This is a genomic window from Microcystis sp. M090S1 (assembly GCF_020246295.1).
Classification (GTDB): domain Bacteria; phylum Cyanobacteriota; class Cyanobacteriia; order Cyanobacteriales; family Microcystaceae; genus Microcystis; species Microcystis aeruginosa.
Genome location: NZ_JADBTF010000499.1, coordinates 1 through 12,282, shown reverse-complemented (window position 1 = coordinate 12,282; position 12,282 = coordinate 1). Strand labels below are relative to the sequence as shown.

The 12,282-nt window shown below is 39.6% G+C and carries 9 protein-coding genes; 4 read left to right on the top strand and 5 right to left on the bottom strand.

Going from position 1 to position 12,282, the window contains the following annotated elements; all coding sequences use genetic code 11:
* From IM477_RS22020 to IM477_RS22000, 5 genes are all read right to left on the bottom strand, one after another.
* On the bottom strand, positions 1-780 hold a 780-nt coding region (locus tag IM477_RS22020), incomplete at its 3' end, for an Rpn family recombination-promoting nuclease/putative transposase (protein WP_287733476.1).
* 901 nt (positions 781-1,681) lie between these two features.
* Positions 1,682-2,662, bottom strand: coding sequence for a hypothetical protein (locus IM477_RS22015; protein WP_287733475.1), 981 nt, complete (start codon positions 2,660-2,662; stop codon positions 1,682-1,684).
* 78 nt (positions 2,663-2,740) lie between these two features.
* Complete coding sequence (locus IM477_RS22010) at positions 2,741-5,365, bottom strand: LA_3751/LA_3752 family putative glycosyltransferase (protein WP_287733474.1); 2,625 nt, start codon at positions 5,363-5,365, stop codon at positions 2,741-2,743.
* 44 nt (positions 5,366-5,409) lie between these two features.
* Complete coding sequence (locus tag IM477_RS22005) at positions 5,410-6,537, bottom strand: DegT/DnrJ/EryC1/StrS family aminotransferase (protein ID WP_002759190.1); 1,128 nt, start codon at positions 6,535-6,537, stop codon at positions 5,410-5,412.
* Complete coding sequence (locus IM477_RS22000; RefSeq protein ID WP_002759194.1) at positions 6,534-7,067, bottom strand: cupin domain-containing protein; 534 nt, start codon at positions 7,065-7,067, stop codon at positions 6,534-6,536. Before IM477_RS22000 ends, IM477_RS22005 begins: the two co-directional genes overlap by 4 nt.
* A gap of 202 nt (positions 7,068-7,269) precedes the next feature.
* On the opposite strand from IM477_RS22000, the gene IM477_RS21995 reads away from it, so the two are divergent.
* The 4 genes from IM477_RS21995 (at position 7,270) to IM477_RS21980 (ending at position 11,939) form a co-directional block, all read left to right on the top strand.
* Complete coding sequence (locus IM477_RS21995; RefSeq protein WP_287733473.1) at positions 7,270-7,626, top strand: FkbM family methyltransferase; 357 nt, start codon at positions 7,270-7,272, stop codon at positions 7,624-7,626.
* 312 nt (positions 7,627-7,938) lie between these two features.
* Complete coding sequence (locus tag IM477_RS21990; RefSeq protein ID WP_287733472.1) at positions 7,939-9,303, top strand: O-antigen polymerase; 1,365 nt, start codon at positions 7,939-7,941, stop codon at positions 9,301-9,303.
* A gap of 596 nt (positions 9,304-9,899) precedes the next feature.
* The gene (locus IM477_RS21985; protein WP_287733471.1) at positions 9,900-11,405 is read left to right on the top strand and encodes a Ycf46 family AAA ATPase; all 1,506 of its coding nucleotides are present in this window, start codon (positions 9,900-9,902) and stop codon (positions 11,403-11,405) included.
* Between the two features lie 12 nt (positions 11,406-11,417).
* The gene (locus tag IM477_RS21980; protein WP_061431324.1) at positions 11,418-11,939 is read left to right on the top strand and encodes an SH3 domain-containing protein; all 522 of its coding nucleotides are present in this window, start codon (positions 11,418-11,420) and stop codon (positions 11,937-11,939) included.
* Positions 11,940-12,282: the final 343 nt, after the last annotated feature.

Genomic DNA, 12,282 nt, shown 5'->3' with positions numbered 1-12,282 from the left:
TTCTAAACCCTGTTCTAAACCCTGTTCTAAACCCTGTTCTAAACCCTGTTCTAAACCGCGGCGCATCCAACTGGTGGTAATCTGCATAACTCCCTCCTGTTCGGGTTGAATAAATGTGCTAATCTCCTGTTGAAATTCTATCTCCTCGGACGAGTTGAGATTGAGATAGGTATCGACAAAGCCTGAAATCAATTGCATTCTAGCAGCATCTAATCTTAATGTTACCAATAATCTTAGACATTCTGCCTTAACTTTTGCTCTATCCCGAGGGGCAATTTTCATCTTGGCCATCAAAGCGGCGGCGACGGGATTAGCTTGATCGAGAAAATCTCGCCAATTCAAGCGATTTAACTGGACAACTTGATAGTTAAATTCTAACACTTTTAAGTCAGGAAACTCAATTTTGTATTGACGAATTGCTTCTTTTTGCGGACGATCATAGGAGAATATGACAATCGGATAAACTGGTAAGGCAAATTTTTGATGCAGACGAGCGAAATAAGTAAACATTCGCCGATTAAATTCCGGTTGAGAGCTAGACTGTGCTTCTAGATGAATTAAGAAAAATGATGATTGTCCTCGAAATTGCACTTGGGCGACTAAATCACTTTCATACTTTTCTCCTTCCGTGACATCGGTAAAGACTTCTTTGTCTAAAAATGTGATCTGATTAGGCTCTAAATAATTAATAATCTCAGGAAAAAACAACTGAATAAATTCAACAAAAAAAGTCGCAATTAATTCCTTAAATAAACGATCATGGTCAATAACATTATTCATACATAATAATTGCAAACGGGGAATCTTTCAGCTTATCTTCATATTCTAGTAATTATAAGGGTTTTACCCAATGATTAGCACTAGGAGGCCAAGAAATTAAATCCTCGATATTACCTTCCATAGTAGCACAAATTTGAGCGAGGGGTAATAGCAAATCCTGTTATCATACTAAATCCGTTGAGTATAGGCTACTTATTAGGACAGGCAAAAGGCAAAAGGCAAGAGGCAACAGGAGGAATAAATAATCAGTCTTTAATAACCGGATTTAGTATCATAAGAAGAGTAAGGACGAGGAGATAAAATGCCCAAAAAAGCCTACTTAGCCGCACATCCAAGTTCAGAGCAAATGAAAGATAGATATAAAGCAAGTCAAGATTCGGTGGCAACAAAAAGATGGCACTGGTTAGGTAAAATATCTTGAGGATCGACAATCAAAAATGCGGCAGTAGCTCTCGGATTAGATCATCAATATAGTTTTAAAATTATGGGTCTTCGTTACTTGGTATGGTTCGATCAGGGGGCAAAAATCGGCTAAATCCTTATCTGGCAAAAGACTTAATTGATTAGCTCGTTCTAGATTGAAAACAATTGGCAAAAATCGAAGCAATGTCTTTCTATATAAGGGTTTCACCCCTTATAACTCCCGTCCATTGCATAACACAAACCGAAGAACCCAAATTATCAAAAGCTTTAACGAATTAGGAAAAGAAGGAGTTAAAATCTCAAGAAAAAGAGTCAGGAACATCCGAGAGGAAAAGAACCTTTATTGAAGGAAGAACAATTCCAAAAAATAAAATTGAATAAATTCAGGGAAATTTACGGTAATTTTGCCGGTTAAATCAATTCCCTGCTATCTCCATCCCAAATTACTGCTAGTACAAAAGTTTTATCTAATTTTCAATTATCGATTGAGAATAGAAATAATTCGATGATTTTGAGTAGTTTTTCCCTGAATTATAGGACGCAGTTGTTGCACCAGTTCCCTAGAGCGTCTTATTCTTGCTTCCGGTAATAAATGCTCATGGGTATCGGCAAATAAACTAGAATCTGTTTGCAGATTAAGAGTTTTTGGATTGTAGATTAAAGGTACTATATTAGACAATTCTTCAATAGTTTTTTTAACATTTTTTACAGTAGTTTCATCCGTCTTAGCATAAACCCAAGAGAGAGAAACTACTAAATCAGCACCTTTAGCTTTTAACTCCTCTTGAAATTGAGCGATGCGTTTGAGGGAGTATTGAGAAATAGGTTGATCGAATGTTCTAGCCCACCATTTACCTGTACGCTTTTTGACTACGGTAGGATCTCCTTTTTCTGTGATTGGATCTGATAAATAACCCCTAGCTTTTCCTGTTTGCATAACATCAACAGCAGTTTTTACTATAGCGCGTAAACTAGGAACTCCCATTAACCAAGTCTCGGAAACTAATTGTTCTAAGGGTATATTTCCTAAACCCGGTTTTCCAATAGCAACACTAAAGGGAACCGAACCAAATAAACCATCACCATAACCAATACCATCATCATCCAGTAACATCAAATATTCAGGAATGAGAACTACTATATCCCCCGGACGTACCTGCTCTAAAATAATTGGGCAGATGACATTTAATCCCAAATCTCCCTGTAAACCAAAGTTAAAAACTGGGATTTTTAGTTCTTGTTCTAGGAATTGAGAGTTAATACTATAATTTACCCCCGACCCCCCCGCAAAAATTATTCGTCTCGGTGCATCTATCTGCTTGGCAAAAGAGGCTTTTTGTTCGTACATTTGTAGGAGCCACTTTAATTCACCCCCGTAGTGTACGTTATAAAAAAACCCCAAAGACCAGGCCACACCAACGGTAGCTAACCAAGGCCAAAAAGTAAACATTTTCTTCATAACTTTAGCTCCTAGAGTTGAACAATTAGAGGATAACTACAGAATCACTAATTCTAGTTAAAAAAAGAGATGATTGTCTTATCTTTCTTGCCACAATTGCCAAATAGTGACCACATATTTCCGTCCTTTTGACAAATAATCCCAGAGATTAATTCCAGTTTTACTCTCACCATAAATGCGGGGAACGCAAAGATAAGGAACTTCCACTAACTTATAACCCAAACGATTGGCACGGGTTAATAAATCAATGCAATATTCTCCATAATCTCCCTTTAAGCGAATTTTTTCTAAAACCTGAGAACGAACGGCAATAAAACCACTGGTATAGTCGTGAACTTGATTGCCTAGCATCACGATGGCCATGCGATTAATAATCCAGCTTAACATCCGGGCCATCAGTCCGTGGGCAACATCATCACCCCCCGGAATCCAACGAGAACCTAGGGCAATATCAGCTTTTTTAGCTCGAATCGGTGTGATTAATTGGGGCACATCTTCTGGAGGCATAGACAAATCACAATCCATCCAAGTAATAATTTTAGCCCCATACAGATTAATTGCGTCGTCAATACCTCTCTGTAGAGCCGAAGTTAACCCTTTCTCGTCGATTCTGCGACACAAAATTACCCCCGATTGGAATTGCGAATCTTGGGGAGGAGTGGGATATTGTTTGGCTAAATCTTCTACTATCTGCCAAGTTTCATCGGGAGAATTATCATCCACCACTAGCACTAAATAAGGACTAGGAACACTAGCTAGTAAACGTTCAATTAATTGACTAATATTATCTCGCTCGTTATAAGTGGGTAAAATCGTACAGACTAAATCATTAGCTGCTGGAGTAATTGTGGGCTTATCCTCAGATTTTTGGGCTAGTAAACCTGTCTCAGAAGCAGATATAACTATTTCATAGAAAGGATACTTACCAATGATTCCAGAGCGATTCATGCCAATTTGAAACTTTTGTCCATCTTGGCTAAATTCCAGTTCTTCCGGTGGGGATTGTAAGAGTTGACAAGGGCGATAGGGATAGCAAACGTAGGGAAAACTAGACAATCCTTGACTGACTAATTCTTGGCATAGTTTAACCATGGCTTGACTATCTTCCACACGGAAGAAAGTTTTTTGTTTCTCCAAACCAAAACCCAAAACTTGTGCCGCATATTGATGAGAAAAGGCAACAATAGAATTAGTATCCTCTTCTATGCTTTTGATAGCTGGTGCTATCCCCTGATGGGTTTTATAGAAAAATTCTCCACCTTGATAAATGTTTTTATAGACAGCTATTGCCAGTAAGATTAACAGTAAAACCAAGCTTCCCTTGGCTAGTAAAACTTCTTGGTTCGCTCCTATAATTTTTACTTGTTCCACCGTTAATAAGGTAACAAAGGGGATAAGAGGCAATAAATATCGCGGTCCCCATTGTTTCCCTCCCACCATGACTTCTCCCGGGGCAATATCGACCAAACAAGACACCCCTACTGTGTAGATAAAATAGAGAGCATAGACAAAAAGCATTTGTTTATCTAGAGATAGATTGCCCATGTCAAATAGATAACAACTAGCTAAAAGTATCAGGAAGTAAATGATATTGTCCTTGACTAACGCCTTGGTTTTGACCATTCCTTGCCAGCGAAGATTGACGAGAACAGCCAAGATGATAATCGCCATTACACTAATTAAAGTTACGGGAATATCCCTGGCAAAATTCAATTGTTGACCGCTCCAAGTGAGCAAGTAAGCTAAGGGAATTATACAGATAGGAAAATGCAGCAAAAAAGAGCTATTCAACTGATAAAAACTGGTCAGGGCTTCTTGAATACGTTTTTTCCAAGAAAACTCCTCAAGGACTAACAGAGCGTGAACTCCTAGAAAACGATTATAAATTAACTTATTGCACAACCACAGTACAAACACACTAACAATCATACCTAGCACAAAAACAAAAGCTATTCGATTGGTTAGCAGAAATTCAGAAAAATTAAGATTTTGCTCGGTTGAATACCAAGCAAAAATTGAGGTTTGTTCTGGAGTTAACCCCAAGAAAACTAATAAAGTTAAAGTTGCCACTAGGGCCAGACATTCGGAGCGGAACCATACCGATAAACCCACTAGAAATCCGCCTAATAAATTGGGCAGCCAGCCACTATTAGCTGTATCGGGTAGAAAAAAAGCGATAACAATTCCCAAAAATCCTAAAGTAACAGCGAGGGTATGTTCACAATATATGGCACTGTATAGAGTTAAGGGAGAAGCAAAAATCAAAATAACTAATCCCAAAAGACCACCCCAACTGTCTAGGGAAAAAGCGGGAATTGCTCTCGAAAAACTGAGCCACAATACCCAAATTGATAGGAGGGGAATCAAGTAAAACCCACGATAACCCCAAAGTTTATAAAAAAGGGAAGTTAGCAAAGAGAATGGAAAAGGAAAGGAGATATAATAACGTTGATTTAAGTAGTAAACAAAAGGGGGGCGATAACTGTATAAACCCTCTTGCCAAAGACGAGTAACCCAAGCTTCTGCGCGCTCAACTAAGTCAAATCGCCATTGACCACTACTTAGCTGACGAGCTAGTAAAGCTTTCAGCGCCCCATCGCCATTAAAAAAAACATCCTTGGGAACTGAAATACATAGATATAGGGAATAAAAGCAACCAGAGGCAATTACTACCCAAGATAAAAACTCCGTGCCAATTATCATAAAAGTCGGTTTTTATTCAAAAAATTTTCATCAATTTTTCATCCCTACTCAGCCTCAGCAAAAACTTGCTGAACTGCTTGGGCCACTCGCTCAATTTGCTCGTCCGTGAGAGCTAAACCGCTAGGCAGATAAAAACCCCTGCGCGCCAGTCTTTCAGCCACGGGACAGGAAACATTTTGCAATAATCCCATTTTGTGAAATACCGGTTGTTCGTGCATACACCAGAAAAAAGGACGCGTACCAATCTGATGTTCTTTGAGGCGTTTCATCGCTTCCATAGCATCAAAGTTAACCTCATCTTTGAGAACAATACCATAAACCCAATAAATATTTTCGGCATAATCAGTTTGAGGTAGAGGCAATTCTAGACAGGGGATATTTTGCAATAATTCCCTGTAGCGTCTGCCCATTTTTCTCTTGCGCTGGACAAAAGTTTCTAGCTGTTCTAATTGTGCTAAACCCACTGCCGCTTGCAGATTAGTCATCCTCAGATTCCAGCCCAGTTCTTCGTGAATAAAACGTCGTTGGGGCTGAAAATATAAATTTCTCAGGGAACGACAACGCTCAAAAATATCCTCTTGGTTGGTGACAATCATGCCCCCTTCCCCAGTGGTAATATGTTTGTTGGAATAGAAACTAAAGATACTGATATCACCGAAACTACCACAGGGTTTACCTTGATAGGTTTGACCGTGCATTTCCGCCGCATCTTCAATAATTTTTAAACCGTATTTTTGAGCTAATTCTAAAACTGGAGTCATTGCCACCGGTAATCCGTAGATATGAACCACCATTATCGCTTTAGTGCGGGGCGTGATTTTTGCCTCTATCTGCCCGATATCCATGTTCCAAGTCTGCGCTTCGCAGTCCACGACCACGGGAATCGCCCCGGCTTTGACAATGGCAGCTCCGCAGGAAATGATGGTAAAAGTGGGGAGAATCACCTCATCCCCCGAACCAATTCCTAAAGCGACGATGGCCGCTTCTAAGGCCATAGAACCATTGCACACGGAAACGGCATACTTTCGCCCAACAGCGAGGGCAAAATTTTCTTCAAACTTCTGAACGAAGGGACCTTCCGAAGAAATCCAACCACTATCAATACATTCGTTAAGATACTGTTTTTCCTTGCCCGCAAGTAGTGGCTCATTGACGGGAATAAAGCTACTCATGCTATCTCTGCTCCCGCCATTTTAACCACAGTTTCCTCAATTCCTGTAAAGCGAGTTTTATCCTGATTACCAACGTAGGGACCTTGTTTTACTTCAATCATTTCTACTTCTTCTAAGACTTGGAAACCATGACCACCTTGTATCAACAAAACCACATCCCCATCTCTCAATATATGACTTTCTAGATATTGTTGGTCGTCATCATAGAAATCTACCCGCAGTTTTCCTCTTTTGATAATTAAGACTTCCTGGGTAAAAAATACTTCCCGTTGTACTTTGTTATGAACGTGGGGCATAATACTTTTTCCCGTCGGGTGTCTCATATAGGCCAACTGTTGGGAAAAATCATCGGGAGTTAGGAAATGAATCCCCTCTTGGTTAAACTCTCGTCGGAGAATTATCGCTAAAACTTTACCCTCTTTCGTGATTTGAGAAATTGGCAAAGAGTTAAATTGACTTTCTGGCTTATTTTTCTGATTTTGTTGGCGGAGAAAATCTAAAGATAAAAAGTCTGAAGCTAGTTTAAACATGAATTTAACCCCCCTAGGGAATGGTTGTGAGAAAGGCTGAAATTAATTGACAGCAAAGAAGGGGCGAACCAGTGACTAACTTTTGTCACCCCTGGTAGGCTAATTTAATTTAATTAGCTAAAGCTTAATCTAATTAACCTTCTGTTAATTTAGTTATAGCGGTGTGCAGTCGTATGAGGTACAGTGTCACGAGCTATAAACCATGCTAGGCAAAGCTTGGTCTGTATCTCACTCAAGCGCTTACCGCTATATTAACGAGCTTCGTCAGTGTAATTCAGTTTCACATATAGTTGATATTATCGATATAGATAGCTTTATTTCAGAACAGAATATACAAAAAGTAAGCCGGCTTAAAATTGACGTTGAGGGTAATGAGTACAGCGTCTTTGAAGGTTTGAAGGAAGCTCTTAAAAAAGGTATCATTGAGATTATCCATTTTGAGTTTAATGAAATGAACATTTTTAGCAGGACTTTCTTTAAGGATTTTTACGACTTGCTAGAAGATTATCAACTATTTAGGGTTCTTCGTTACTTGGTATGGTTCGATAGGGGGGCATAAATCGACTAAATCCTTTAAATCCTTATCTCGCAAGAGACTTAATTGATTAGTTCGCTCTAGACAAAAACAATTGACAAAAATCGCTAAATGCCTTTCTATATAAGGGTTCCATCCCTTATAACCCCCGTCCATTGCATAACAATTACCGAAGAGCCCTATTTAGGAATTTAGGATGTTACCGAATCACTTTTTACCGTTAGATACATACAGCCCTATCTTTTGTGAAATATTTGCCTATCAAAATCAAAATATGGTTGCTGTATATAAACACAAAAACTACAAATTGAACTTAATAGTATAGGATATAAAAAAATGATGAATTTGTTTGAAGGTACTACAATTTTTATATTTTTGATTCCTATATTTGTTTCTATATGTGTATTTTTATCTTATCTAAAATTTAAAAGGGTAGCTAATCCCATTACTTTCATGACCGTTTGGTGGGGTGGGTGGCTTTTTATCGCTAACTTTAGTCTTACAGGAATTTATATACCAGGTTGGCGTACGCAGTCTCTTGTTATTTTGATGCTACTTTCATACACTTTAGGAGCTTTGGTTTATTCAAAAAGAATAAAATATAAAAAATACATTAATTTTCATTCTTCGTATTTAATTTTTCAGAAGAAATTTAAGTTGCTTCTAGATTTAGGTTATCCTATTCTTTTTGTTGCCATATTTCCATTTTTTATAAAAGCAATAAATATTTTTAGAACATTAGGTACTTCAGGATACAGAAGAGCCGCATTTGGTGTAGGAGGTCAAGAAAGTATATTGTATGGGCATAAATACATAGCATTTTTATATTTGCATGTCATTCCTGGTATTCTGTTTATGTTTACTATTATTTCTGTTATAGTTATGTATAGCCAGGGAAAAAAGAGATATTTTGCCTTTTCATTGATTGTGAATTCATTTCAGGCAGTTATGATGTTGGGTCGGTTTGCAATTTACTTACCAATATTTCTTTTGATTATAACTGAATTTTGTTTTTCTGGACAATTTACAAATAAAGCTATTGATTTTTTGAAAGAAGTCAAGATCAAAAGTACTAAAAAATATATTGTTTTTTTTATTTTGTTATTAGTTTTTATTATATCAATAATATCTAGTATTAGATTGCAAGGATCAAATCATAATATTTTAGAAATTATCTGGGATTTTTTAATAAGGTATCATACAATTGGCTTTGCCCTATTAAATTCTGAAATTGAGAATAAGTATTCTTTTTTAAATCAACAAATAACCTATGGGACAGCTAGTTTAAGTGGCATTGGTTTCTTCTGGGATCTTATATATAAGACGGTATTTGATGATAGAATGGTTAGCATTTTGCCAGAATTGAGAGAAAATCTAGATAAATTTGTAGAAGTAGGAAAAGGCGGGGTCGGTTTGGATGGCAATATACAATTAGGTAATGCTTTTTACACAATGATTTATTTTTTTTACATTGACGGAAGAGAGTTTGGTGTATTTATATTGTCTTTTATCTTAGGATATCTGACTTCATGTTTTTATACAAATTGGATAAAGACCAGTAATTTGTATAGCCTGGCTTATTTATTGATTTTATTGTATGGAACTTTGATGTCTATATTCAATTACAGTTTCTCTTCTGATTTTTGGGTTAGTCTGTTCCTAGTCTTTGTATTTCACAAGTTGATTAAACTTTCTAAGTAGTTCGAGTTATTATAGCGGTGTGCAGTCGTATGAGGTACAGTGTCACGAGCTATAAACCATGCTAGGCAAAGCTTGGTCTGTATCTCACTCAAGCGCTTACCGCTATAACAGAAGGTTAATCCCGACTAAGGCAAGATGCCTCTACCATACATTTAAGAAAACACGGGAGCATCTAACTTTAGAAATAAGTAGAAATACTTAAGGGTAAAAAAATAGAATTAAACAGGGGTCTCATGAAGATAAGCGGAACGATGGCGAAGCACTTGTGGAACATTTAGAACACAAGTCCGAGCATTTGTACTAAAATATCTAATAGACGGCTAACTGCTATATTTTCTGATGACGATATAAATAGGGTTTGCTGAAAAAGTTTTTCGTGGGGGCAGGGTGTGGGGTGTGGGGTGTGGGGTGTAGGGTTTTACCGATTTTCATCTGGTCAATTACCTAATTTTCAGGGAAAAAGTACCTGAATTTTCCCCCCGCTCACTCCCAGGTCCGGTACTTTTGGATTGACAAAAAGTCTAAAAGTCTTATCCAGCAAGGTTTTTAGATTTATTCAGCAAGCCCTAAATAGCAAAAACTATAGACGAATAGCTATGAGCTTTGGTGAAGAATTTGAATTACTGCTGCGGGCGCGCTATCCTCTCATCTATATTACCACCCTAGAAGAGGAACGTCTCGAAAAAGCGATCGCCGATATTGCCAAACAGAGCCATAACCGTGCTGTCTATGTCTGGGATTTCGTGGATGGTTATCAAGATAATCCCAATAATGAGAACTTTGCTCGGCGTAATCCCCTGCAAGCTCTTGAATTCGTCGAAAAGCTGCCGACTAACATCGCCGCGATCATAATTTTACGCGATTTCCAGCGCTTTTTAGAAGATATTGCCATCGCCAGAAAATTGCGAAATCTTGCCCGTTCCCTGAAATCTCAGCCCAAAAACCTAATTATCGTCGCTCCCGAACTGTCTATCCCCTCGGATCTAACCGAAGTAATCACCGTCGTCGATTTTCCCCTCCCCAGTGGCGAAGAAATTAAACAGGAAATCCAGCGATTAATCGCTGCCACCGGACAACCCGTCAAAGAACCACTCCTCGATGAATTAGTGCTTTCTGCCCAAGGATTATCCCTAGAGAGAATTCGTCGGGTTTTAGCCAAATGTTTAGCCAGTCACGGCAAAATTGAGCCAGAGGACGTGGAATTAATTTTGGCAGAAAAACGCCAATCGATTCGTCAAACCCAGATATTGGACTTTTATCCCGCCACAGAGCAGATTTCTGACATCGGCGGCCTAGATAATCTCAAAGATTGGCTGATTCGTCGCGGTGGTGCTTTTAGTGAACGCGCCCGCGCCTACGGTTTACCCAATCCCCGGGGTTTACTATTGGTGGGAATTCAAGGGACGGGTAAATCCCTGACAGCGAAAGCTATTTCCCATCATTGGCACTTGCCTTTACTGCGTCTAGACGTGGGGCGTTTATTTGGCGGATTGGTGGGAGAATCGGAATCGCGTACCCGTCAGATGATTAATCTCGCCGAAGCTTTAGCTCCCTGTGTGCTGTGGATAGACGAAATCGATAAAGCTTTCGCCGGAGCGGAGGGAAAAGGCGACGGGGGAACCACCGGGCGGGTTTTCGGGACTTTTATCACTTGGTTAGCCGAGAAACAATCGCCGGTTTTTGTCGTCGCTACAGCTAATAACATCCAATCTCTGCCCCCGGAAATGTTGCGAAAAGGACGCTTCGATGAGATATTTTTTGTCGGACTACCTAGCCAAAAGTCCCGCGAGGAGATTTTTAGCGTTCATTTAGGGAAAGTCCGGCCCCATAATCTAAAAAGTTATGATATAAAGCGACTAGCCTACGAAACTCCCGATTTTTCGGGGGCAGAAATCGAACAAACCATCGTGGAAGCGATGCACATCGGTTTTAGTCAAAATCGCGACTTTAGCACCGATGATGTGCTTGAGGCCGCTAGTCAGATTATACCCCTGGCTCGCACTGCCCAAGAACAGATTCAATTTCTACAGGATTGGGCAAAGTCCGGTAAAGCTCGTTTAGCCTCTCGCGATGATCGTTTTAATGTCAATTCTAGCAGTTAATTTAGCACCAATATGAAGCGTTTATCTGGTTTATTGCAATTTATGCTCGGTTTTGTCATGGGAGTGGCGATTTTGGTCGGTGGGGCTACTGCTGTCGCCTATATGCTTCTCTCCGGTATGAATTCTAATCCTCCTAAACCCGTCTTTACCGAGGAGAAAAAAGAGGAAACTAAGGAGGAAAAAACCGCCGTCAAACCTTCTCCCATCCCTACTACTCCCGTCCAAGAACAACCCCAAGCTGAAGTGAAAGAGTCTCCCACAGCTGCACCAGCACCAAAAGCTTCCCCGAAACCCAGTCCCGAAGCAAGAAAAAGAGAAGCCACATCCGAGGGTTATCAAGCGCGGGTGACATGGCAAAGCGGTTTAAGTCTGCGCTCTGAACCTACCAGTGAATCGACTCGTCTCGGCGGTCTCGATTACAATACTAAAGTCAGTGTGGTGGGAACCAGCAGCGATGGCCAATGGCAGCGCATACGTCTGTCCGATGGTCGCGAAGGTTGGATTAAAGCGGGTAATATTTCCAGAGTCCAGTAAATATTTGGAAGGGTTAGGTTTTCTAAATCTACCCCTTTCCCTAATCAGTAATTGGACAAAGTTAAATTCAGACTCTGGCAGGAGAGAACCCTGGAACTGCTCAATTCCAGAAGTCAAAAATATCTGTGATTAATTAGGGTTTGCGGCAAAAAGTACGGGCGAAGCATTCGGGCAATAACCTATCGGTGAAACCGTAGATTTTCTGTCCGAATGCTTCGCCCCTACAGGACGCAGGCCGATGAAGACGCAAGGTTTTGAAGCACGATTCTCTCAAAATCTTGCACCTGTTTCGCTCGTAAAGCCACAAAACCCTTACCTTGCCTACATTTCACATTTATTCAGC

Coding starts and splice junctions, on each gene's coding strand:
- IM477_RS21985 (WP_287733471.1), top strand. CDS start 9,900: ATGAGCTTTGGTGAAGAATTTGAATTACTGCTGCGGGCGCGCTATCCT.
- IM477_RS22015 (WP_287733475.1), bottom strand. CDS start 2,662: ATGAAGAAAATGTTTACTTTTTGGCCTTGGTTAGCTACCGTTGGTGTG.
- IM477_RS21980 (WP_061431324.1), top strand. CDS start 11,418: ATGAAGCGTTTATCTGGTTTATTGCAATTTATGCTCGGTTTTGTCATG.
- IM477_RS21995 (WP_287733473.1), top strand. CDS start 7,270: ATGCTAGGCAAAGCTTGGTCTGTATCTCACTCAAGCGCTTACCGCTAT.
- IM477_RS22005 (WP_002759190.1), bottom strand. CDS start 6,537: ATGAGTAGCTTTATTCCCGTCAATGAGCCACTACTTGCGGGCAAGGAA.
- IM477_RS22000 (WP_002759194.1), bottom strand. CDS start 7,067: ATGTTTAAACTAGCTTCAGACTTTTTATCTTTAGATTTTCTCCGCCAA.
- IM477_RS22010 (WP_287733474.1), bottom strand. CDS start 5,365: ATGATAATTGGCACGGAGTTTTTATCTTGGGTAGTAATTGCCTCTGGT.
- IM477_RS21990 (WP_287733472.1), top strand. CDS start 7,939: ATGATGAATTTGTTTGAAGGTACTACAATTTTTATATTTTTGATTCCT.